Origin of the sequence: Streptococcus sp. IMAU 99161 (assembly GCF_014435245.1) — a bacterium.
GTDB lineage: Bacteria > Bacillota > Bacilli > Lactobacillales > Streptococcaceae > Streptococcus > Streptococcus lactarius.
The window spans coordinates 108723-131223 of record NZ_JAAPAW010000003.1 but is presented as its reverse complement, the minus strand read 5'-3'; the positions used below and the strand labels follow the sequence as shown (position 1 = coordinate 131223).

Annotated in this window: 20 protein-coding genes; 15 read left to right on the top strand and 5 right to left on the bottom strand. The window is 41.3% G+C overall.

The window, feature by feature from the left end; translation table 11 throughout:
* Nucleotides 1-2: 2 nt before the first annotated feature.
* The 3 genes from HA044_RS01170 to rpsD all read left to right on the top strand — a co-directional run bounded on the left by HA044_RS01170 (nucleotide 3) and on the right by rpsD (nucleotide 2538).
* Nucleotides 3-998: an ABC transporter substrate-binding protein gene (locus tag HA044_RS01170; RefSeq protein WP_187538489.1), complete on the top strand. Its 996-nt coding sequence runs from the start codon at nucleotides 3-5 to the stop codon at nucleotides 996-998.
* Nucleotides 991-1722 (top strand): ABC transporter ATP-binding protein, encoded by a 732-nt coding sequence (locus tag HA044_RS01165; protein WP_187538487.1) that lies wholly within the window; start codon nucleotides 991-993, stop codon nucleotides 1720-1722. The genes HA044_RS01170 and HA044_RS01165 overlap by 8 nt, the downstream gene beginning before the upstream one ends.
* Before the next feature lie 204 nt (nucleotides 1723-1926).
* Nucleotides 1927-2538: a 30S ribosomal protein S4 gene (gene rpsD / locus HA044_RS01160; protein ID WP_187538485.1), complete on the top strand. Its 612-nt coding sequence runs from the start codon at nucleotides 1927-1929 to the stop codon at nucleotides 2536-2538.
* A gap of 335 nt (nucleotides 2539-2873) precedes the next feature.
* On the opposite strand, the gene HA044_RS01155 is transcribed toward rpsD, so the two are convergent.
* On the bottom strand, nucleotides 2874-3407 hold the full coding sequence (locus HA044_RS01155) for a TetR/AcrR family transcriptional regulator (protein WP_187538483.1): 534 nt from the start codon (nucleotides 3405-3407) through the stop codon (nucleotides 2874-2876).
* Between the two features lie 133 nt (nucleotides 3408-3540).
* On the opposite strand from HA044_RS01155, the gene HA044_RS01150 reads away from it, so the two are divergent.
* Entirely contained in the window at nucleotides 3541-6336 is a 2796-nt protein-coding gene (locus HA044_RS01150; RefSeq protein WP_187538481.1) for a YhgE/Pip domain-containing protein, read from the top strand.
* Between the two features lie 114 nt (nucleotides 6337-6450).
* On the opposite strand, the gene HA044_RS01145 is transcribed toward HA044_RS01150, so the two are convergent.
* On the bottom strand, nucleotides 6451-7095 hold the full coding sequence (locus HA044_RS01145) for a DUF4947 domain-containing protein (protein ID WP_187538479.1): 645 nt from the start codon (nucleotides 7093-7095) through the stop codon (nucleotides 6451-6453).
* A 92-nt stretch (nucleotides 7096-7187) separates the two neighbouring features.
* Entirely contained in the window at nucleotides 7188-8435 is a 1248-nt protein-coding gene (locus HA044_RS01140) for a carbohydrate-binding domain-containing protein (RefSeq protein ID WP_187538477.1), read from the bottom strand.
* A 213-nt stretch (nucleotides 8436-8648) separates the two neighbouring features.
* On the opposite strand from HA044_RS01140, the gene HA044_RS01135 reads away from it, so the two are divergent.
* The 11 genes from HA044_RS01135 (at nucleotide 8649) to HA044_RS01085 (ending at nucleotide 19397) form a co-directional block, all read left to right on the top strand.
* Nucleotides 8649-9428, top strand: coding sequence for a polyphosphate polymerase domain-containing protein (locus HA044_RS01135; RefSeq protein WP_187538475.1), 780 nt, complete (start codon nucleotides 8649-8651; stop codon nucleotides 9426-9428).
* Nucleotides 9421-10104 (top strand): DUF4956 domain-containing protein, encoded by a 684-nt coding sequence (locus tag HA044_RS01130; protein ID WP_187538473.1) that lies wholly within the window; start codon nucleotides 9421-9423, stop codon nucleotides 10102-10104. Before HA044_RS01135 ends, HA044_RS01130 begins: the two co-directional genes overlap by 8 nt.
* A gap of 92 nt (nucleotides 10105-10196) precedes the next feature.
* Entirely contained in the window at nucleotides 10197-11453 is a 1257-nt protein-coding gene (locus HA044_RS01125; RefSeq protein WP_187538471.1) for a S41 family peptidase, read from the top strand.
* 134 nt (nucleotides 11454-11587) lie between these two features.
* Nucleotides 11588-11716 (top strand): teichoic acid D-Ala incorporation-associated protein DltX, encoded by a 129-nt coding sequence (locus HA044_RS01120; protein WP_003002102.1) that lies wholly within the window; start codon nucleotides 11588-11590, stop codon nucleotides 11714-11716.
* An 18-nt stretch (nucleotides 11717-11734) separates the two neighbouring features.
* Nucleotides 11735-13285 (top strand): D-alanine--poly(phosphoribitol) ligase subunit DltA, encoded by a 1551-nt coding sequence (gene dltA, locus HA044_RS01115; RefSeq protein ID WP_187538469.1) that lies wholly within the window; start codon nucleotides 11735-11737, stop codon nucleotides 13283-13285.
* The gene (gene dltB, locus HA044_RS01110) at nucleotides 13282-14535 is read left to right on the top strand and encodes a D-alanyl-lipoteichoic acid biosynthesis protein DltB (RefSeq protein WP_187538467.1); all 1254 of its coding nucleotides are present in this window, start codon (nucleotides 13282-13284) and stop codon (nucleotides 14533-14535) included. Before dltA ends, dltB begins: the two co-directional genes overlap by 4 nt.
* Nucleotides 14536-14549: 14 nt before the next feature.
* Nucleotides 14550-14789 carry a D-alanine--poly(phosphoribitol) ligase subunit DltC gene (gene dltC / locus HA044_RS01105; RefSeq protein ID WP_187538465.1) on the top strand — a complete coding sequence of 80 codons (240 nt, stop codon included), beginning with the start codon at nucleotides 14550-14552 and terminating at the stop codon, nucleotides 14787-14789.
* Nucleotides 14782-16050: a D-alanyl-lipoteichoic acid biosynthesis protein DltD gene (dltD, locus tag HA044_RS01100; RefSeq protein WP_187538463.1), complete on the top strand. Its 1269-nt coding sequence runs from the start codon at nucleotides 14782-14784 to the stop codon at nucleotides 16048-16050. The genes dltC and dltD overlap by 8 nt, the downstream gene beginning before the upstream one ends.
* A gap of 260 nt (nucleotides 16051-16310) precedes the next feature.
* The gene (locus tag HA044_RS01095) at nucleotides 16311-16535 is read left to right on the top strand and encodes a hypothetical protein (protein ID WP_187538461.1); all 225 of its coding nucleotides are present in this window, start codon (nucleotides 16311-16313) and stop codon (nucleotides 16533-16535) included.
* Between the two features lie 90 nt (nucleotides 16536-16625).
* A complete protein-coding gene (gene aspS / locus HA044_RS01090) occupies nucleotides 16626-18380 on the top strand; it encodes an aspartate--tRNA ligase (RefSeq protein WP_187538460.1) in 1755 nt (584 codons plus the stop codon).
* A 75-nt stretch (nucleotides 18381-18455) separates the two neighbouring features.
* Complete coding sequence (locus HA044_RS01085) at nucleotides 18456-19397, top strand: YitT family protein (RefSeq protein WP_187538458.1); 942 nt, start codon at nucleotides 18456-18458, stop codon at nucleotides 19395-19397.
* A gap of 41 nt (nucleotides 19398-19438) precedes the next feature.
* Here HA044_RS01085 and pulA read toward each other — a convergent pair whose 3' ends face one another.
* Nucleotides 19439-21505: a type I pullulanase gene (gene pulA / locus HA044_RS01080; protein WP_187538456.1), complete on the bottom strand. Its 2067-nt coding sequence runs from the start codon at nucleotides 21503-21505 to the stop codon at nucleotides 19439-19441.
* Nucleotides 21506-21513: 8 nt separating this feature from the next.
* Nucleotides 21514-22497, bottom strand: coding sequence for a LacI family DNA-binding transcriptional regulator (locus HA044_RS01075; RefSeq protein WP_187538454.1), 984 nt, complete (start codon nucleotides 22495-22497; stop codon nucleotides 21514-21516).
* Between the last annotated feature and the right edge of the window lie 4 nt (nucleotides 22498-22501).

Below are 22501 nucleotides of genomic sequence, written 5' to 3'. Positions count from 1 at the left end.
CTATGAAAAAGTATATAAGTATTGTATTCACACTTTTATTTAGTGTATTTGTTTTATCTGCTTGTCAAAAATCTGTCAAAGATTCGTCAAGTGGGTTGAAAAAGATTGATTTTATCCTTGACTGGACTCCCAATACCAACCATACAGGGCTTTATGTTGCAAAAGAAAAAGGTTACTTTAAAGAAGCGGGCTTGGATGTTGACTTAAAACTTCCACCTGAAGACAGTAGTTCAGATCTCATTATTAATGGGAAAGCGCCGTTTGGTATTTATTTCCAAGATTCTATGGCTAAGAAGTTAGATAAAGGAGCTGGGATTACAGCTGTTGCGGCTATCGTTGAGCATAATACATCAGGAATTATTTCACGAAAAGATGCAGCTATTAATAGTCCAAAAGATTTAGCTGGAAAGCGTTATGGGACTTGGAATGATCCTATTGAATTGGGAATGATCAAATCCTTGATGAAAAAGGAAGGAGCTTCGTTTGATCAAGTCAAGTTAGTACCAAATAGTGACTCCAATTCGATCACTCCAATCGAAAACAATGCCTTTGACGCTGCTTGGATTTATCATGGTTGGGATGGAATTTTGGCAGAACAAAAAGGATTGAAGACCAATTTCTTCTATATGAAAGATTTTGTTCCAGAGTTCGACTATTATTCGCCGGTTATTATTGCCAATAATGATTATTTGAAAGAGCATAAAGCAGAAGCCAAGAAGTTTATTCAAGCTGTCAAGAAGGGATACCAATATGCGATGGAACATCCTGAAGAAGCAGCAGATATCCTGATCAAACAGGCTCCTGCTTTGGCCAACCAACGCGACTTTGTCTTTGCTTCTCAAAAATACCTTTCAAGTCAATATGCTTCTGATAAGGATAAGTGGGGACAATTTGATGCCAAGAGATGGAATGCTTTCTATGCTTGGGCTAAAGAACAAGGCTTGGTCTCAAATGATTTAAGAGACAAAGGTTTCACAAACGAATTGGTAGGTGACTGATATTTTAACAGTAAAAGATGTAAGTTTCTCTTTTGGAGATAAAGCAGTTTTAAATAATGTATCACTAGAAGTGCGAAAAGGAGAAATCGTCTCTATTCTAGGTCCGAGTGGGGTAGGGAAATCAACCCTATTTAATTTAATTGCTGGGATTCTTCCCTTGCAAAAGGGGTCTATAGAAGTAGATAATGCCCCTATCTCCTTTGGGAAAGTCAGTTATATGCTGCAAAAGGATCTTTTGTTGGAACACAAGACGGTATTGGGAAATATTATTCTTCCCCTTCAATTAAAAAAGATTCCTAAGGAAGAGGCAACACAAACTGCGATGAAGTTGTTGGAAGAGTTTAAGTTGTCAAGTGTTGCTGACCACTATCCAAATGCTCTTAGTGGCGGTATGCGCCAACGAATCGCTCTTTTGAGAACCTATCTTTTAGGGCATTCTGTTTTCCTGCTGGATGAAGCGTTTAGTGCCTTAGATGAGTTAACAAGGCAGGATCTCTATGAATGGTACCTAGAAAGTAAGGAGCGTCTGGGGCTCACAACACTTGTGATTACCCACAGCATTGAAGAAGCTCTGACCTTGAGCGATCGGATCTATATTTTAAACAATTGTCCCGGAGAAATTGTCGCCAATATCCCTTTGGACTGGGATGGTGAAACGGATAAAGATTGGCAGAAAATGCAGTATAAAAAGAAAATTTTGGAATTATTGGCTGATTTTCATTGAAATCCTTTTGAAGTGCTTTACAAAGTGGCTATTCCGTGGTAGAATAGAGATTGTGTGAAATGACAGCAGGACAAAATGAAGCTCGTCAACAGAAAGTCAGCTAGAAAAGTAACCTTTGCTGTTTGGGCGAAGGCTTTCTGAACGAATCAGGTTTGTCTAAAACGTTATTTCCTACAAAAATTATTTTTTAGGAGGACATATTTTATGTCACGTTATACAGGACCATCTTGGAAACAATCTCGCCGTCTTGGCTTGTCACTTACAGGTACAGGTAAAGAATTGGCACGTCGTAACTACGTACCAGGTCAACATGGACCAAACAACCGTACAAAATTGTCAGAATACGGTTTGCAATTAGCTGAAAAACAAAAACTTCGTTTCTCTTACGGACTTGGTGAAAAACAATTCCGTAACTTGTTCGTACAAGCTACTAAGATCAAAGAAGGAACTCTTGGTTTCAACTTCATGCTTCTTTTGGAACGTCGTTTGGATAACGTTGTTTACCGTCTTGGTTTAGCGACTACTCGCCGTCAAGCACGTCAATTCGTTAACCATGGTCACATCCTTGTTGACGGAAAACGCGTTGATATCCCTTCATACCGTGTAACTCCAGGTCAAGTGATCTCAGTTCGCGAAAAATCAGCTAAAGTTCCAGCTATCCTTGAAGCTGTTGAAGCTACAGTTGGACGCCCAGCATTCGTATCATTCGATGCTGACAAACTTGAAGGTTCATTGACTCGTCTTCCAGAACGTGATGAAATCAACCCAGAAATCAACGAAGCACTTGTCGTTGAATTCTACAACAAAATGCTTTAATTTTAAGATATATCTTACGAAAAGCCTACAACAGTGGGCTTTTTGTTTTGTCTTAAAACGTTGATTTCTGGGTTTGTTCAGTTATAAGCTACCTAAAGCTGTTTCATAAAATGATACGGACTTTTATTTTCTTCATACCGTAATATTCTAATAAAAAAGCCTGGGACAAAAGTCCTAGCCTCTTAATTGTTTTTGGATTGTTGAGCAAGACGCAGTGGTTGAGTGGGCTTTACTAGGCTGATTTCATCAGCTTTTACAGCCCTATTCAACTGTGCGGAGGTGGGACGACGAAATCGAATTCTAACGAATGACCGATTTCTGTCCCCCTCTCAATGTTACTGTAACATTTTCATTAAAAAGTCTGCCATTTGTTGAGGGCTTTCTTTTTTTCCACGAGAGACCCACATTTGACAGACGCCAAAGAAGGCATTGGTCAAAAAGACAGAGCTGTAGATTCTTTCAATATCTGTTAATGATTTGTGACTGTATCGTTCTTGGAGGCTATCAACAAGTAAGATCTGCAATTTATGGCGTAGGAAGGCCTGAATTTCCTTACTGCCATTTTCTGTCAGCAAGACAGCAAAGAGAGGCTCCTTGGTTAGAAATTCGAATACTTCCGTAATGGCTTGGTGTTTGTCTTCTTGGTGCTTATCAAAGATGTATTCGAGTTTGTGAAAGAGCGCTTGTTGGTAGCGTTCAATCATGTCGTATTTGTCTCGATAGTGGGTATAAAAACTCGAACGACTGATACCGGATTCTTTTGCCAATTCAACGGTTGTGATTTGGTCGAATGACTCTTTTTCGAGTAGGCGTACCATGGCTTCTTCAATGATACGTTTGGTTTTTAAGCGTTTATTACTTTCAGTCATCTGTTATTCCTTTTTGTACAAAATTAAACACAGTGTCTAAAAACGAGAGTTTCTACTTGTGAAAATTTCTAGAAACTGTATAATCTATTATATCAGAAATTTAGACAATGTGTATAAAAAGGAGACAAAAAATATGATGAAAGAATGGAAGGCGATTCTTAAAAAGCCGACATTTATTATTGTCATGATTGGGGTTGCGATGATTCCAGCTCTTTATAATATCATCTTTCTCTCGTCTATGTGGGATCCGTATGGTCAAGTGTCAGATCTACCTGTAGCGGTCGTCAATAAAGATCAAACCGCTACATATAATGGACAAAAGATGGAAATTGGGAAAGACATGGTGTCCAATTTAAAGGATAATGATGCACTTGATTTTCACTTTGTAGATGAAAAGAATGCGAAAAAAGGTCTGAAAAATGGGGATTATTATATGATTGTAACCCTACCTGAGGATCTTTCAAAGAAAGCTAGCTCCATTCTAACCAATCATCCAGAACAGATGACAATTGATTACCAAACGTCCAGTGGGCATAGCTTTATTGCAGGAAAAATGAGCGAAACTGCAATGACAAAAATAAAGCAGTCAGTAGCTGAAAAAGTAACCAATACCTATACAACTGCCTTGTTTTCCAAAATGGGTTCACTGAAAACCGGTATGGGGACTGCGGCAGATGGTAGTGCTAAATTAGCAGATGGTGCAACAAAGTTGGAAAACGGTGGGAAAACATTGACCACTAATTTGAATACCTTAGCTAGTTCCAGTTTAACATTTTCAGATGGTGCAACAAGTCTTCGTACAGGTCTAGTAGCCTATACAGATGGTGTGGGGCAATTGGGAAATGGTCTCAATCAAATGGCTGGTCAAATGCCAACGTTGGTATCTGGTGTTCAGCAATTAAACAATGGGTTTGGAAGTTTTAATACAGGTTTAATGGCTTATGCTACAGGGGTAGCTCAATTGGGAAGTGGCGTTAACCAAATGGCCAGTCAAACACCTCAGCTGGCTTCGGGAGTCGGTCAATTAACAACCGGTATGGGAACGCTTAATGATGGTCTTGGGAATTATACCAATGGCGTTCGTCAATTGAACTCAGGACTATCAAACTTTTCAAATGGTTTAGTGACCTATACGAATGGGGTTGCTTCCTTGTCTGAAGGGGCAGGCCAATTGAGTAGTCAATCTGCAAGTCTTCGAAACGGTGTCTCTCAATTAGAATCGGGTATTCAAACCTTGTCCAGTCAACTACAAACCTCGACAAGTCAATCTGCTCAGCTCGATCAATTGACAGCAGGTTTGAACCAATTAAATGCAGCAATTCAAAATGCTTCAGTAGACACTAGTCAGCTATCATCTGGCTTGACGAATATTGCAAATACGGCTCAATCCATAATTGCTTCAGCACAAGCAGATCGTGCCAACACGCTTGCAAGTGTTCAAGGAACAGCAGCCTACCAAGCAATGACCGCTGATCAACAAGCAGAAATCAGCGCGGCGATTTCATCTAGTCCAAGCTCGACTGAGACAGCTGCTCAAGGGATCTTGACAACTGTTCAAACCATACAAGGTAGTTTAAACACAGGAAACAGCTTGACACAGTTGAAAACAGCAGCAAATCAGGTGTTACCGACAGCTTCCACTGCCTTGACAGACTTGTCAAATGGCTTGACACGAATTCAATCAGCCGTTACAGGACAATTGCTCCCAGCTAGTCAAACGATCAATCAAGGAATTGGCGCTTATACAGCTGGTGTCGATAAAATTGCAAGTGGGGCAAGCCAACTTCAGACCCATAGTAATACCTTGACGTCAGGTGTCAATCAGTTGGCAACAGGAGTTGGACAATTAGATGGTAAATCCTCTGAACTCCTTGCAGGAAGTAACAAATTAGCTTCTGGCTTGGGTGAGCTAAATAAGAAGATGCCTGCTTTGACATCTGGTATGAACCAGCTGGTGTCAGGTGCAACCCAATTAACAGACAAGTCTGGTGAATTGGTTGCTGGAGCTGGCAAATTAGCAGATGGTGTTGGGCAATTAAATAGTAAGACCCCTGAATTGGCCGGTGGGGTCAACAAACTTGTCACAGGTGTCAATCAGTTGACAGACAAATCCGGTCAATTGGTTACTGGTGCTGGCAAATTGGCAGACGGTGCAAATCAGATTTCGGATGGGTCTAGTAAATTGGCTGCTGGTGGCCAAACTTTGACAAACGGTTTGGGTGAATTAGCAACAGGAAGTCAAAACTTGAGTCAAGGTTTACAGGGAGCCAAAGGACAATTGAGCGCTGCCACAACTGAAAAAGAAAATGCTAACACCTTGGCAAATCCTATCACGACATCGAAAACAGACCATGACAATGTCCCTGTAAATGGGGTCGGGATGGCTCCGTATATGATCTCGGTAGCTCTCTTTGTTTGTGCCTTGTCAACCAACATGATTTTTGCAAAATTGCCATCAGGTCGACACCCTGAAAGTCGCTGGGCTTGGTTTAAATCACGGTTTGAGATTAATGGAACGATTGCTATAATCGCTGGACTGCTGGTCTATGGAGCAGTTCACATGATTGGTCTTTCCGCAAACCATGAAGGTGCTACACTATTCCTTTGTGTGATTGGTAGTCTTTCATTTATGTCTATCGTGACAGCCTTAACCACATGGCAAAGTAAAGTCGGTGCTTTCCTTTCCTTGATTCTCTTGCTCTTGCAATTGGCTTCGAGTGCAGGAACCTATCCTTTGGCCTTGACAAATGGATTTTTCCAAGCGATCAATCCTTTCTTGCCAATGAGCTATACCGTTTCTGGCCTTCGTCAAACGATCTCCATGACAGGAGAAATTGGGAATCAAGTTGCTTTCCTTCTGATGACCATCGCTCTTTTTGTAGGTCTCGGAATGTGGTTCTATAATCCTAAAAAATATGAAGAGGACTAATCCTTAAGTGCTCCTAACTCATCTGTAGTTGGGGGCTCTTTTTGTTTCACGTGGAACAAAAAGAGTGGAAGCAAGTGAATGATACAGGCCATTTACTTGCTTCCACTTTTTTAATTACTTAAAGAAAACGACGTCAGGATTTGGTGTGATGTAGAGGAGTTTGTCCTTTTCAAAAACGAGTTGGATAGACTTGTTTTGATAGGTGTAGATGGTGTAGTTGGCTCCCATTTGAGAAGCCTGTTTGAGATCAGCTGCCCCCGTCAAAAAGGCTTGGGCCTGTTCCTTTGTGAGTTTGCTCTCTTGCTTAAGTTTTTTAATATTTTCTAATTCTGTATTTACAAAAGATTTGGCCATATAGCTAGGGTCGGTTCGTTGTTCCTCAGGCTCTCCAAGTATTGTTCGTACAAGAGTCGTTGTATACCCTTCATAATCCGGTGTTTGTACGATAATTTCGTCCTTATTTTTAGAGTAGACTACTTTTAAATTGCCAGTTGCATAAATCTTATCTTTGGGGGCTTCTTGGGCATTTTTAGGGAGCCCATCAGTTGTGAGGGATTTAGAGGAAGGCTCTGTACTTGGTGATACCGAGCTAGGGATGCTTTTAGAACTGGTCGTGCTACTTCTTTTTGAATTTTTCTTTTTTGTCGTAGAAGAAGTCGGTTCATTTTTGAGATGAGCCTTGAAATCAGGAATGCAGGCAGACAAGGTAATGAGGCACCCTGTCAGTGTTAAGAGAAGGGGAAGGGTTCGTTTGTTCATGGTATTCCTTTCGATAGCTTAACTGATTTCCTATTCTATCATAAAAAAGGCAACAAAAAAAGCAGGAAGAGGATTCCCACTTTTGTGATTGATTATTGATGTCCGCCTCCAGGTCCACCGCCTTGATGTCCGCCACCTCCGGGAGCGCCACCGCCTCCAGGCATGGAGTTGACAATTTCCGTTTGTTTTTCACCGTTGATATAGATGTCTCCACCGGTGTAGGTAGCAGTACCATCAAAGTCGAATCCAGATTGACCTGTTAATTTAATGGTTCCTCCGGTAACAGTGATATTACCGTTTGAGTCGATTGGATCGGTATCCCCTTGGCCGACTTCAACGTTGAGGGTTCCACCATTCATGGTGAAGAAAATTTCATCTTGGTTGGCATTGGCATTAGCCGCATTGACCCCGTCATCGGTTGCATAGATGGTGATATCTCCACCGTTAATGGTGATCGATTTTCCTTCGAGACCTTCGACAGACTCGGTTACCTTATAGGTTCCGCTATCGATGATCAGATCACCAGAAGCATGGATGCCATCGTCTCCTGCTGTGATGGTCATTTTGTTATCTGAAAGGTACATAGTTCCGACCGAAGTATCGTCATCATTGTCCACCTTGACTGCATCTTCATCTGCATCGATGGTCATGGTTGTGCCAGTGATATTGAGTTCGTCATTGACGTTGAAGGCATCTCCTACAGCTGTGATTTTATAGGTTCCACCCGTGATGTGGAGAGTGTCATTAGCTTTGATCCCGTTGTTCTTCTTGGCATCAATATTGAGCGTACCCGAACCATTGATGGTGAGATCCCCTTTAGAGAAGATGACCGCATCGGCATCTTCATCACTGTTTGAACTTGAGTCAGATAGGGTATTGGTCGTGTCATCTGCTAGAGTCAAGTAGACATGTCCTGCTTTCGTAGCAGAGATTGGTGCGTTGGTGTTGGTCATGGTAACTCCTTTTAAGACGATATGAACATCATCTGAGTTACCTGTTTCGACTTTGATTTGAACCCCATCGGATTTACCAGAGATGACATAGGTTCCGGCCTTAGAGATGGTCACGGTTGATCCAGAAACGGTGACACCGTCACCTGAAACAGTTACAGAAGATCCAGACAGTTTCACAGTAGAGGCTGTACTTTCATCATATGAGGTATCTGAATCTTTTTCGGTAAAATAGTCAGATTGCTTGGTTTTAGTCGTTTTCTTTGAGACACTAGAAGCAGTTGTTGTTGCGCTTGTTGTAGCTGATTGAGATGATGCTTGGCTACACGCTGTTAGTAGGGTGAGGGTTGCGGCCCCCGTTAATAAAAATTTCCATTTGTTTGATTTCATGAGCTTTTCCTCTCGTTCAATTGATATGCTCCTAGTCTAAAGTTGCTAGCTGAAAGATTCCTAAAGTTTTTCTGAAAAGAATCTTAACTTTAGTTTTCTTTAAGTTTGGATTAATGACCAGTTAAGAAAGTCCCATTAAACTGGAAAACACGTAAGTCGTATCCATACTTACTGAAGATTAGAAGCAATATCCCCCCTTAAAGGAGAAGAAACATGAAAAAAACAATTGAAACAAGTTTCAAGCGAATCGAAACAAAATATATCGTCGCAAAAGATGATGTAAAGGACTTGATCAAAGACTTAAAAGAATATGTTGTAGAAGATGATTATCCAACTTCAACTATTTCAAACATTTATTTTGATACGGAAAATTTTGAGGTCATTCAAGATGCTCTTGCCAAACAACACCGCCGTGAAAAAATTCGGATGCGGACTTATATAGAAACACCTCAAGCAGACAGTCCGGTATTTCTAGAGGTGAAGTCAAAAGATGAAGAAGGAATTGGCCATAAATTCCGTCTAGTCGCTACTTCACAAGCCATTATCAACTTGATGACAGATGGAAAAGTAGATCATCAGATACAAGATCCAGACTTAGTGCAAGAGATTCAGAGATTGCGTAAACGCTATGGTCATCGATTGGAACCACGGATGTTCATTTACTACGATCGCTTGTCTCTCAAAGAAAAGAAATCCATTCAGGGTTATCCTTATCAGAAAATTCGCGTGACAATCGATCAAAACTTAGTCTTTCGTGATCAAGCTGTTAGTCTTTTTCATGGGAAGAAAGGAGAACCTTTGTTAGAGGATGACTTCGTGATCATGGAAATTAAGGCTCCTGGGCAAGAGCCTAAATGGCTAAAGGATATTTTAGAGAAGTATAGTCTGGTCAAGCAGAAATTTTCAAAATATAGTTGCGCTTATCATAAATCACAAGGATTGGATTATGCCCCAAGACCAGTGGAAGAAACGGAAGGTGCTGCCTATGTCTAATCTATTTGATTCTATTTTTAATAATGCCACAGCAACGGTGGATCCCTTGCGCTTACTGTTGGCCCTTTTAGTCAGCCTCTTTTTAGGGATGGCCCTATCTTGGACCTATAAATACCGGACACTTTACACTCGAGAGTTTGTCATTAGTTTGACCTTGCTTCCTTGTATGATGACCTTAGTGATCTTTTTGGTCAATGGAAGTTTGGGAACCTCGATTGCAGTGGCAGGGACCTTTAGTTTGATTCGTTTCCGGTCGGCTACGAGTGGTTCGAGAGAGTTGATTGCAATTTTTCTAGCCATGATTATAGGACTAGCAGCAGGATCGGGCTATCTTTTATTGGCCATTTTATCAACCCTCTCTTTACTAGGGGTTTGGCTTGTATTGGAGAACAAACAGAGTAAGGCAGATCATCAACGGCGCCGTCATTTGACCATTACAGTCTCAAAACAAGATGCTGTTGCAGAACAAATCGCTCAGTTGTTGGAGCAAAGTTGTTCAGAAATTGACTTGATTTCTGCAACAACGGCCCAAGCTGGAGAACAATTGACCTTGAACTATGAGGTGAATATGAAATCGAACATCGATGACTTTGCTCTTGCCAATCTATTGATTAGCAAGATTGAAAATTGTGATGTTGCTCTGACAAAGAAAGCCAAAAAAAGAAAGAATCTATAACGGCTATCCTACTTTAGGATAGTTTTTTAGGTTTTTAAGAACTTTTTAAGAAAAAGTGGTATACTGTTTCTAAAAAATTGAAGGAATCCTTTATGAAAAAGACTGCTATTTTTGAAGATGTCGTCTCGATTATGAGCTATGATTCATCTACCATCAAGGATCAAAAAGGATGCGACCCCGATCGTTTTCGAGAAAAAATTACAGATGATATGACGGATGATGCCTTTCTCTACCAAGTTAAGACATACCTAGCTAGTTTTGGGGTGATTGGTCATGTTTCCTTTGGAAAGAAAAAGGCCCCCAATAAAGGTTTTTTGTTGCGCTCGACAGAAGATGGTCTCTATGTAGAAGTGACAAATGAGGATACGGGTCTTCAAGTAGGAGATCAAATCCTAGGTCTGAATGGAAGTGACTTGAAGCAAGTAGCGTCTCTTCATAAGGACTATTTTATCAGTAAGACCCCCGAAAGAAACTATAGAGAATGGGCGGATTTTGTCTCTCAGTCGACAAAGGTTACCCTGCTTCGAGAAGGGGTGGAAAAGACCATTGAAGTAATCCCCAGCCGAGAGCCGATTCAGGATCATATATTTTGGAAACAATTGGATGAGGAGACCGTCTATCTTCGCTTGGATAATTTTATGGAAGAACAAGCGATTAGCCACTTATACCAAGAGTGTTTGTCCCTCCTTCGGGAGACGAAATATCTAGTGATAGATGTTCGGAAAAATAGCGGAGGGACCGACTCCTTGTATTTCCCACTATTGCATCTTGCTTTGTCAGAAGGTCAAGGCTATGACGCGATAGAGTGGCAGGATGAGGGTATGGAGATTCTCTACACCAATCGAAATGCAGATATACGTTTGAAGGATTTTGAGGATTTGCTGCAACAGGAATACCTTAGCCAAGAAACCAAGCAATTGATTCAAGAAATGAAAGAGGAGCTGTTAAAAAATCGTGGGAAAGGCTATCTGACCTACGGTGAAGATGATTCAGAATTTTTCCCAGATATCAAAGGGAAAGCCTATCCAGAATCAATTGTTCTCTTGTCAGATGTTTATTGTGGTTCATCCGGAGATAATTTCGTCCGCATGATGAAGAATTTTCAGAAAGTGACAGTACTGGGGCGTCCGACACTGGGAATTTTAGATTATTCAAATTGCTGTGAGGTAGATTATGGAGAATACCAGTTCTTTTTCCCAACTTCTAGGTCGTTAGCGATAGATCATGGCAAGAGTATGACGGATAAAGGGGTCCAACCGGACATTTTGGTCCCATGGTCGCCCCGCCACTTGGAGAATGATGTAGACCTAGAGTTGGCCTTGAAATGGCTTCATCAAGGAGGGATCTAGGCAACTTGCAATGAAAAAATAGCAAGCGACAAATGATAACGTTTTCCAAGACCTACTTGCTATGTTTAAAATTGCTTACTTGGTATAAAAAATGGTAAAATAGACAATAACAACCAAAATGAAGAGTGAACCTTATGAAACATAAAACACTTTATAAATTTATCGGGCAGACGGTCTTGTATTTCGCCATTTTCTTAGCCCTGCTTTATTTCTTTAGTTACCTTGGTCAAGGTCAAGGTGGCTTTATTTACAATGAATTTTAGAAAAGGAGACTCTTACCTGTGTCAAACCAACCCATTCACGATATGATCGATACGATTGAACGCTATGCTCAGTTGCAACCAGACTATCCTGTCTACAATGTCCTTGGAGAAGAGCATACTTATGGTCAGCTCAAGGCAGATTCGGATAGTTTAGCGGCCCACATTGACCAATTGGGCCTTCCTAAAAAATCTCCAGTTGTAGTATTTGGTGGACAAGAATATGAAATGTTGGCAACCTTTGTCGCCTTGACCAAATCAGGCCATGCCTACATTCCAATTGATAGTCATTCAGCCTTGGAGCGCGTGTCAGCCATTGTCGAAGTGGCAGAACCAAGTTTGATTATTGCCATTCATGAATTTCCACTAGAAAGTGGAGCCACTCCTATTTTGAGCCTGGACGAGGTTCGTGCGGCCTATGCAGCTCAGAATGCTTATGACTTGCAGCATTCAGTTAAGGGAGATGATAACTACTACATTATCTTTACCTCAGGGACAACAGGGAAGCCAAAAGGGGTGCAGATTTCGCATGATAATTTGCTCAGCTTTACAAACTGGATGATCACGGATAAGGAATTTGCAACGCCAGAGCGTCCGCAAATGTTGGCGCAACCACCCTATTCTTTTGACTTGTCTGTCATGTATTGGGCACCAACCTTAGCTCTTGGAGGCACACTTTATGCTCTTCCATCAGCCATCACCCAAGACTTTAAACAACTCTTTGCGACCATTTTTTCTCTTCCAATTGCTATCTGGACTTCAACACCATCTTTTGCGGATATGGCCATGTTGTCTGAGGATTTCAATGCTGAAAAGATGCCAGCAATCACTCATTTCTATTTTGATGGGGAAGAGTTGACCGTCAAGACCGCTCAAAAATTGCGTGAACGGTTCCCACATGCGCGCATCATCAATGCCTATGGTCCAACGGAAGCGACTGTAGCTCTTTCAGCTGTAGCTGTGACCGATGAGATGTTGGCTACTTTGAAACGTCTGCCAATTGGCTATACAAAGGCGGATTCTCCAACCTTCGTGATCGATGAAGATGGAAATAAATTGCCAAACGGGGAACAGGGAGAAATCATCGTGTCTGGGCCTGCGGTTTCCAAAGGTTATATGAACAATCCTGAAAAAACGGCTGAAGCTTTCTTTGAGTTTGAAGGTCTTCCAGCCTACCACACAGGAGATGTTGGAACCATGACAGATGAAGGACTTCTTCTCTACGGTGGTCGAATGGACTTCCAAATTAAGTTTAACGGTTACCGCATCGAGCTAGAAGATGTCTCTCAAAACTTGAACAAATCCAAGTATATTGAGTCGGCTGTTGCTGTACCGCGCTACAACAAAGATCATAAAGTTCAAAACCTCTTGGCTTATGTCATCCTAAAAGATGGTGTCAAAGGGCAATTTGAACGGGAAATTGATATTACGAAAGCCATCAAGGAAGATTTGGAAGATATCATGATGTCTTATATGATGCCATCGAAATTCCTTTACCGTGATAGTTTGCCGTTAACACCAAATGGGAAAATCGACATCAAAGGGTTGATTAGCGAGGTTAATAACCGATGATCGAGTTTTTGAAACAGCTCCCTCATTTAGAACACTATGGAACGCCGGTCTACTTCATCTACCTCATTGTAGCTTTCTTGCCAATCTTTGTTGGACTCTTTTACAAGAAGAGATTTCCAATCTATGAAGGAGTCGTCAGTTTTGCCTTTATTATTTTGATGCTGACGGGGACGGATCTCAAGCAAATTTATGCCTTACTATTTTATGTGGTATGGCAAATCTTGATTGTGTATTCCTACAAGTTTTATCGTCAGAAGGCGGATAATAAGTGGATTTTCTACCTGCATTCCTTCTTATCCGTCTTACCATTGATCTTTGTAAAGGTTGAACCTGCCATCAAGCACGGTCATCAATCTTTACTAGGATTTTTAGGGATTTCCTATTTGACCTTCCGGGCTGTCGGGATGATTATTGAAATGCGAGACGGTGTTTTGAAAGAATTCACTCTCTGGGAATTCTTGCGCTTTATGCTTTTTATGCCAACCTTTTCAAGTGGCCCGATTGATCGTTTCAAGCGTTTTGATGAGGATTACAAAAAAATCCCAGAGCGTGATGAATTGTTGGATATGTTGGAGCAAGCTGTTAAATATATCATGTACGGCTTCCTCTACAAATTTATCCTGGCTCATATTTTTGGACACTTACTACTAGGACATGTGCAGACCTATGCCTTGTCTCAAGGAGGGATCTTTAACCTTGGAACACTAGGTGTCATGTATGTCTACGGTTTAGATCTTTTCTTTGACTTTGCGGGATATTCGATGTTTGCCTTAGCAGCTTCTAATCTGATGGGGATTAAGAGTCCAATCAACTTTAATCGCCCCTTCATTTCTCGTGATTTGAAGGAATTCTGGAATCGCTGGCATATGAGTTTATCTTTCTGGTTCCGTGATTTTGTCTTTATGCGTCTCGTCATGGTCTTGATGCGTAACAAAGTCTTCAAGAGTCGGATCACGACCTCAAATGTTGCCTACATTATTAATATGTTGGTCATGGGCTTCTGGCATGGAGTGACTTGGTACTATATCGCTTATGGGCTCTTCCATGGGATTGGAATGGTTATCAATGATGCCTGGATTCGAAAGAAAAAATCTATTAATAAAGAAAGAAAAGCAAAAGGATTGGATCCGATACCGGACAATCGTTGGACCAAGGCTTTGGGGATCTTTATCACCTTTAATACAGTGATGCTGTCCTTCCTGATCTTCTCAGGATTCTTGGATCAGCAATGGTTCCCAAAAGTGAAATAAAAGGAGAATAAAAAATGGATGTAAAATCACAAGTAATTGAAATTATTGACGAATTGTTTATGGAAGATGTCTCAGACATGATGGATGAGGATCTTTTTGATGCGGGTGTCCTTGATAGCATGGGAACAGTTGAATTGATTGTTGAGTTGGAAAGTCGATTTGGAATCCGTGTTCCTGTGTCTGAATTTGGACGCGATGACTGGAACACTGCAAACAAAATCGTAGAAGGTGTGATGGAGCTTCAGAATGCTTAAGCGTTTATGGTTGATTTTAGGGCCGGTTTTCTGTGCCCTTCTTATGGTGGTGACCTTACTAGCTTTATATCCGGTCAATCATAAACACAACTATACGGAAGAAAAAAAGGCTGCCGTTAGTCTAAATGCAGAAGGCTTCAAGAGTCGTACAAAGAAGCAAGAAGCACTTTCGGATCCACAGCATCGCTTTGTTCCTTATTTCGGATCAAGTGAATGGTTGCGTTTTGATGTGGTGCATCCAGCAGTTTTGGCTGAAAAATATGACCGTAATTACAGACCCTACTTTTTAGGAGAACGTGGTGCGGCTTCTTTGAACCAGTATTTTGGAATGCAACAGATTTTGCCAGAACTCAAAGATAATACGGCTGTTTATGTGGTTTCTCCGCAATGGTTTACCAAGAAGGGCTATGATTCCTCTGCCTTTCAACAATTCTTTAATAGCGATCAGTTGAATAGCTTCATTGCCAACCATCAAGATGGTGCTGCTTCTGAGTATGCTGCAAAACGTCTTTTACAACAGTTTCCAAACGTTGCGTTTCAAAGTGTTGTGACGAAAATTTCTCAAGGGAAGAAAATTTCAACATTTGATCGTCAGTTGAATCAGTTGGTTTCACATCTCGTTCAACGGGAGGATGCCTTGTTTAGCAATCTTGCTACCCGAACAAATGGGAATTACGATCAGAAAGTTAAAAAACGTCTACAAGACTTACCGGATGAATTTTCGTATGAAAAGTTAGAAGAAATTGCAACAGCAGAAGCAAAAGTTAAAACCAATAACAATGACCTTGGGATCAGCAATCATTTTTATAATACGCGCTTAAAAATGAAGCTGAAAAAACTGAAGGGCTTCCAAAAAAACGAATCCTATGTACAATCTCCTGAGTACAATGACTTACAATTGGTCCTAGATCAGTTTGCGAAATCACACACAAATGTGATCTTTGTGATTCCTCCTGTCAATGCCAAATGGATGAAATATACAGGTCTGAGTCAAGATATGTACGATCGAGCAGTGGACAAGATTCGTTATCAACTGGAAAGTCAAGGCTTTACCAATATTGCAGACTTCTCTAAAGATGGAGATAAGTCTTACTTTATGGAAGATACGATTCACATGGGCTGGAATGGGTGGATTGCCTTTGACAAAGCGGTTAATCCATTTGTCACCAAAGCTGAAAAGGCACCGACTTACCATCTGAATGATCGTTTCTTTACAAATGATTGGTCTCAATATACGGGAGCACCAGAAGAGTTTAAATAATGTTTGATTATAGGGGCTAGAGGTGATTCTAGCTCCTTGATTTGTGAAAAAAGTGAAGCTGGGAATGAGACTTACAAGGAAAGTTATCCACAGGATGTGGAAAAAGATCTTGTAAAATCATGAAAACAGGTCTTGAAGCGATTGCTTCACTCTCGTTTCAAGAAGGATTCATCAATAGTTATCCACAATTTTGTGGATAACAAAGGGAAAATGGTGGATAAGTTTGAACATTGTGAGAAAACTAGAAAAGGAGAGTCAGTGTGAAAAAAATATACAGGTACGCAGTGGTTCAAGGGGTGATCATCTTTTTTATTGTAGGTATGCTGACCTATGTGTTTAGAGGGGATTTCTTTTTTCGCTACTTATCCCCTATTTTTGGGATAGCAGCGGCGGTGCTAAGATTTGGAACAGCGAATTTAATGAAAGTATTCCTACCGACCCTTTATGATGATCCTAAAAAGGAAGAAGATGTTCACAAACCATAAGTGGGCTTGAAAAAATAGGTCTAAAGGCCATTTCTGCCGGTCTTTGTGGTAAAATAGAAGCAAGAATATTAGTTTGGAGATAATGAAGAAATGAAACGTTCAATGTATGCTGGACGTGTTCGTGAAGAACACATTGGGACTCATATCACTTTGAAAGGATGGGTTGGCCGTCGTCGTGATTTAGGGGGCTTAATCTTTATTGATTTACGTGACCGTGAAGGGGTCATGCAATTGGTCATAAATCCTGAGACAGTCTCAAAAGAAGTGATGGCAACTGCAGAAAGCATCCGTAGTGAATATGTGATTGAAGCTACAGGTCTTGTAGAAGCGCGGGAACAAGCAAACCCTAACTTACCTACAGGTGCAGTAGAACTTAAGGTAGAAGCGATTACGGTTCTCAATACTGCAAAAACAACTCCATTTGAAATTAAGGATGGCATTGAAGCAAATGACGATACTCGTCTTCGTTACCGTTATTTGGATCTACGCCGCCCTGAGATGTTGGCCAACCTCAAACTGCGTGCAAAAGTGACCCATTCGATCCGCAATTACTTGGATGAATTAGAGTTTATCGATGTCGAAACACCATTTCTTACGAAGTCAACCCCTGAAGGAGCACGGGACTACTTGGTTCCTTCTCGTGTCAACAAAGGCCACTTTTATGCGCTCCCACAAAGTCCTCAGATTACAAAACAATTGTTGATGAATGCTGGATTTGATCGCTATTATCAAATCGTGAAGTGCTTCCGTGATGAGGATTTACGAGGAGACCGTCAACCTGAGTTTACACAGGTTGATATGGAAACTTCTTTCTTAAGTGAACAAGAAATCCAAGAGATTACAGAGGGATTAATCGCACGTGTCATGAAAGAAACCAAAGGAATTGAAGTGACACTTCCATTCCCACGGATGAAGTATGATGACGCTATGAGCTTATATGGTTCAGATAAGCCAGATACACGTTTTGATATGTTGCTACAAGACTTGACAGAGCTTGTCAAGAGTGTAGACTTCAAAGTCTTCTCTGAAGCACCTGCTGTTAAGGCAATTGTTGTCAAAGGTGCAGCGGATCACTATTCTCGAAAAGACATTGATAAGTTGACAGAAGTAGCTAAGCAATACGGTGCCAAGGGTCTTGCTTGGGTCAAATATGCGGATGGTACCTTAAATGGTCCAGTTGCTAAGTTCTTGACAGATGTGACAAGTGACTTGACAACAGCTTTACACTTGGAAGACAAGGATCTGGTCCTCTTTGTAGCTGATAGTCTTGAAGTGGCAAATACAACACTGGGTGCCTTGCGCGTTCGTTTGGCAAAAGAGCTTGACTTAGTTGACAACAATCAATACAATTTCCTTTGGGTAGTGGATTGGCCAATGTTTGAATGGTCTGAAGAAGAAGGCCGTTACATGTCTGCCCACCATCCGTTTACATTGCCACAAGCAGAAACAGAGCATGAATTGGAAGGTGATCTTTCGAAAGTTCGGGCAGTTGCCTATGATATTGTCCTCAATGGTTATGAATTGGGTGGAGGAAGCCTTCGGATTAATCATAAAGAGCTACAAGAACGGATGTTTAAAGCTCTCGGATTTACAACAGAAGCTGCGAATGAGCAATTCGGTTTCTTGCTTGAAGCTATGGATTACGGTTTCCCTCCACATGGTGGTTTGGCCATTGGTTTGGACCGCTTCGTGATGCTTCTTGCAGGTGAAGACAATATCCGTGAAGTTATTGCTTTCCCTAAGAACAATAAGGCAACAGATCCAATGACACAAGCCCCATCTCTTGTTTCAGATAAACAATTGGATGAATTAAGTCTTCAAGTAGAGGGAGCAGATCAAGAATAGGACAAAATAGCGAACGGGAAGTTTAGCAATTCGTTTTGCTCAAAGTTCTCGTTTCATTTGATCAATGGATTGAATATGAATAAAACTCATTTTAGTAAGCTCCTTCGCTACCATGTGCGAAGACTAGCTTATAATATCAAATTATTGCGCGTCATGAAGAGTATCTCCCGTGAGAAATACGATGAAAAAGTGTCGGCATCTCTGTTGTATGGATTTTTATCAGCTATTGCCGTCAACTTCTTCTTCCAACCAGGACATGTGTATTCTAGTGGTGCAACAGGGTTGGCTCAGATATTATCTGTTTTGAGCCATCGTTTTATCGGTTTTACGATTCCGGTTTCTTTGACTTTTTATGCCATTAATATTCCCTTGATGATTGTAGCTTGGTATCAAATTGGTCATAAATTTACCATTTTTACCTTTATCACAGTCTCGATGAGTTCCTTCTTTATTCAGTTTGTCCCTGTAGTTACCTTGACAAACGATCCCATTATGAATGCCCTCTTTGGAGGAGTGGTCATGGGGACAGGGATTGGTTTTGCCCTTCGGAATAACATTTCCAGTGGGGGGACGGACATTGTCAGTTTGACCATTCGAAAGCGGACTGGAAAGAATGTCGGGAGCATTTCCTTTTTGGTCAATGGGACCATCATGCTGATTGCAGGTCTGACTTTTGGTTGGAAATATGCTCTTTATTCGATGATTACCATCTTTGTGTCGAGCCGAGTAACCGATGCTGTCTTTACCAAACAAAAACGGATGCAGGCCATGATTGTAACGAGCCAGCCAGATGCTATTATTGAAAAGATCCATAAAAAATTGCATCGTGGAGCAACGATCATCCACAATGCAGAAGGGACATATAACCATCAGGCCAAAGCAGTTTTATTGACGGTTATTACCCGTGCAGAGTTTAATGAATTCAAATACATTATGAGAAAGGCTGATCCACAGGCTTTTATTACGATTTCAGACAACGTTCATATCATTGGACGTTTTGTGGAAACGGAAGATTAAAAATAAGGCCCACATTTCCTGTGGTGGCCTTATTTTTGTACTTAATACGTTTCGTGAAGAAGAAGCCAACTATGGGCAGAAAGGGTGAGTTCCTGATCTTTAGCAATCGGTGATTGGAGGTTGACCTGCGGATAGGCGAACAGTAATTGGCTATCTGTTGGATGGTGGTAGTTTATTTCGTGATTCCCAATATTCACGATAATCGTTAGTTTCTCACGATTCTTTTCAATAGTGTAGGTAAAATGATGGTCTGATAACCAGTTGATATCACAATAGTCTCGGATCTCTTGTCCTCTCTTCAAATGGAGGAGCGGTTGTGATTTACGGTAGGCCATCAACTCTTTGATGAAAGAAATTTCTTCCTGACAATTTGCCAGAGAAGTCCAATCTAGTTGGTTCAGGCTATCTGGGAGGTTGTAAGTATTCTCCTCCAGACCTTTTGAACGGTAAAATTCTTGGCCGGCATGGATAAAGGGAACACCTTGAGCTAGTAATACCAAATGAAGAGCGAGGCGGGATAAAGCTTTTCTTTCTTCTAGAGAGACTTGTCCCTTCTCAATTTGGAAATAATCAAATACAGTCGCATTGTCATGACATTCTACATACTGGATAGCTTGTTGGGGTTGCATGAAATGGGCTGGGCCAATTTTTCCGACATTTGCTGTCAGGATATTGGCAAAGTCGTTTTCAAGGTACTGGCTGTCGCGACGGTGGCCAGCTAAGAGTGTTCGCTTAATCGTATCACGGAAATTGTCACTGAAAAAGCCATAGGCTGGTAATTCGCTAGCTTTGTATTGATGGGCTAGCCGTTCTTCTGAGAGACCTGTATCCATCTTCCACCCTTCCCCATAGAGGTAGATGTTTGGATAGATAGTACGAAGCTCTTCTGCGATCTCTGTCATGGTTTGGATATCCAGGATTCCCATCAGGTCAAAGCGAAACCCATCAAAGCCGTATAGCTCAACCCATTGCTTGAGAGACTGTTTGATGTAACGACGAACCATGGCGCGTTCACTTGCTACGTCATTCCCACAAAAAGTCCCGTTGGTTCGTTCGCCATTTGCATCGTAGCGATAAAAATAACCTGGAACAATTTGTTCAAAAGCATATTCATCTGCCTTGTAGACATGATTGTAGACCACATCCATAATGACACTGAGATTGGCCTTGTGATAGGTTGCAATAGTCTCTTGAAGTTCTAGGATTCGCGCATAAGGATCGTTTGGATCACTGGCATAACTTCCCTCAGGAACATTGTACTGAACAGGGTCATAGCCCCAGTTGTAGGCCTTGAATTGATCCTCTTCATCGACACTACCGAAATCATAGACGGGTAGCAGCTGTACATGAGTGATGCCAAGATGGCGAATGTAGTCAAATCCAAGCTTCTCCCCATTCAGTTGAGGAGATTCTGTCAAAGCCGTAAACTTCCCAGGGTGTTTAAATTCCGCCTCTTTTTGGACGGAGAAATCACGGACGCTCATTTCATAGATGATCGCATCTGTCGGGTCTAATTGATTGGCAGCGCGTGTGATGGGACGCGTTATTTTTTTGCGATCAATGACCAAGCTATCGCCAGAGTTAGCTAATGAAGATAAGGCATAAGGATCATGGATCCGACGTTCGATACCGTTGACACGGAATTCATAGTGGTAGCTAGCCCCTTCCCAGTCTCCCTTGAGCAAGAGTTCCCAGACCCCGTTCTCAGTGCGAGTCATGGAATGTACCTGCCCCTGAATATGGAGGGTCACGTCTTGCGAAATCGGAGCCCAGAATTTAAACTGAGTCTGGCTGGGTGTGTAGAAACTTCCAAGATCATCACCATCATAGGTGAAGGTTTGATCAAAGATCGGTTTACGAACGATTTCTCCGTAGTAAAGAAGAGAAGAAGATCCAGTTTCATCACAAATACGATATTCTTTTCCAAGTTCTAGTGGAATAGGACTTAGGAAATAATCTTCTTTTTCGTGGGCTGCACTGGAAAGTTTTACAGGCAGTATAGCAAGGGGACCTTGATTTGTTTCCAAATAAAAAGGAAGGATGCACTCCTCTCCTTTTTGGATACGAATCAAGTCTTGATCATCTAAATAAGCAGTAAATGTAGACATAAAGACTCCTATAGTTTCGTAATCGAGTGGTCAATTAATTGACGGTAGCAAACAGTTTTTCCTTCTTTGTGGTCCTTGATGATCTGAAGAATTGTTCGGACCGATTCACGCCCTAATTCGACAGCATTGATATCGATATAGGCTTCAATATCCAGCCGCGGTTTGATGGAATCAAAAGAAACAATTGGAATGGTTAACTGTTGTTCAGAAAGGTATTTGCGAACCCCTTCAGCTACCAGAATATCTGTTGTCAAAATTGCATCCAGATCGGTCAAAGGGAGAGTTTCCATAATTTGATAGGAATTATCTTCCAGCATAAAACCAAATGAAAACTTCACTAATTTTTCATCTAGAGGGATGCCAGCCTGTTGAAGGGCTTCTTTGTATCCTTCGTAGCGGTCTTGAGAAACGAATAGCTCCTTGTTTCCTCCGATAAAAGCAATTTTTCGATAGTTTTGCTGAATCAAATAATCCGTCGCATCAAACGCAGCCTTGATGTTGTCGTTATCCACCAGCGATACAAAAGGTGAAGCGGCCTTTCCAAGGATGAGGAAGGGGAATTTGTCATTGATTGCAAATTCGACAAGTGGATCATTTGGGTTGGAATAAAGGAAAATCAAACCATCTACACGATTACCGTAGATCAGTTGTTTGAGATTCTCGAGACGTTTTTCTTCGTTTTGCCCTGTACAAATTTGGATGGCATAGTCATTGTCTGAAGCAATCTGGGTAATCCCTCTTAAAACAGTAGGAAAGAAAGGATTCTGGTAGAAAACGTCACTATCGATTGGAAGGACCAAAGCAATAACTTGACTCGATTGGCTGACAAGACTGCGAGCGTTGAGGTTGGGATGGTAGTCCAGCTCGACCATGGCCTTACGGACTCGTTTTTTTGTCTCGTCACTAATCGTAGATTTATTTTGGATGACGCGCGTGACAGTAGAAGGCGCGACGCCAGCGAGTTTTGCAACATCTTTGATGGTAACACGCATAAGA

Coding starts and splice junctions, on each gene's coding strand:
- HA044_RS01170 (WP_187538489.1), top strand. CDS start 3: ATGAAAAAGTATATAAGTATTGTATTCACACTTTTATTTAGTGTATTT.
- rpsD (WP_187538485.1), top strand. CDS start 1,927: ATGTCACGTTATACAGGACCATCTTGGAAACAATCTCGCCGTCTTGGC.
- HA044_RS01155 (WP_187538483.1), bottom strand. CDS start 3,407: ATGACTGAAAGTAATAAACGCTTAAAAACCAAACGTATCATTGAAGAA.
- HA044_RS01150 (WP_187538481.1), top strand. CDS start 3,541: ATGATGAAAGAATGGAAGGCGATTCTTAAAAAGCCGACATTTATTATT.
- HA044_RS01145 (WP_187538479.1), bottom strand. CDS start 7,095: ATGAACAAACGAACCCTTCCCCTTCTCTTAACACTGACAGGGTGCCTC.
- HA044_RS01140 (WP_187538477.1), bottom strand. CDS start 8,435: ATGAAATCAAACAAATGGAAATTTTTATTAACGGGGGCCGCAACCCTC.
- HA044_RS01135 (WP_187538475.1), top strand. CDS start 8,649: ATGAAAAAAACAATTGAAACAAGTTTCAAGCGAATCGAAACAAAATAT.
- HA044_RS01130 (WP_187538473.1), top strand. CDS start 9,421: ATGTCTAATCTATTTGATTCTATTTTTAATAATGCCACAGCAACGGTG.
- HA044_RS01125 (WP_187538471.1), top strand. CDS start 10,197: ATGAAAAAGACTGCTATTTTTGAAGATGTCGTCTCGATTATGAGCTAT.
- HA044_RS01120 (WP_003002102.1), top strand. CDS start 11,588: ATGAAACATAAAACACTTTATAAATTTATCGGGCAGACGGTCTTGTAT.
- dltB (WP_187538467.1), top strand. CDS start 13,282: ATGATCGAGTTTTTGAAACAGCTCCCTCATTTAGAACACTATGGAACG.
- dltC (WP_187538465.1), top strand. CDS start 14,550: ATGGATGTAAAATCACAAGTAATTGAAATTATTGACGAATTGTTTATG.
- dltD (WP_187538463.1), top strand. CDS start 14,782: ATGCTTAAGCGTTTATGGTTGATTTTAGGGCCGGTTTTCTGTGCCCTT.
- aspS (WP_187538460.1), top strand. CDS start 16,626: ATGAAACGTTCAATGTATGCTGGACGTGTTCGTGAAGAACACATTGGG.
- HA044_RS01085 (WP_187538458.1), top strand. CDS start 18,456: ATGAATAAAACTCATTTTAGTAAGCTCCTTCGCTACCATGTGCGAAGA.
- pulA (WP_187538456.1), bottom strand. CDS start 21,505: ATGTCTACATTTACTGCTTATTTAGATGATCAAGACTTGATTCGTATC.
- HA044_RS01075 (WP_187538454.1), bottom strand. CDS start 22,497: ATGCGTGTTACCATCAAAGATGTTGCAAAACTCGCTGGCGTCGCGCCT.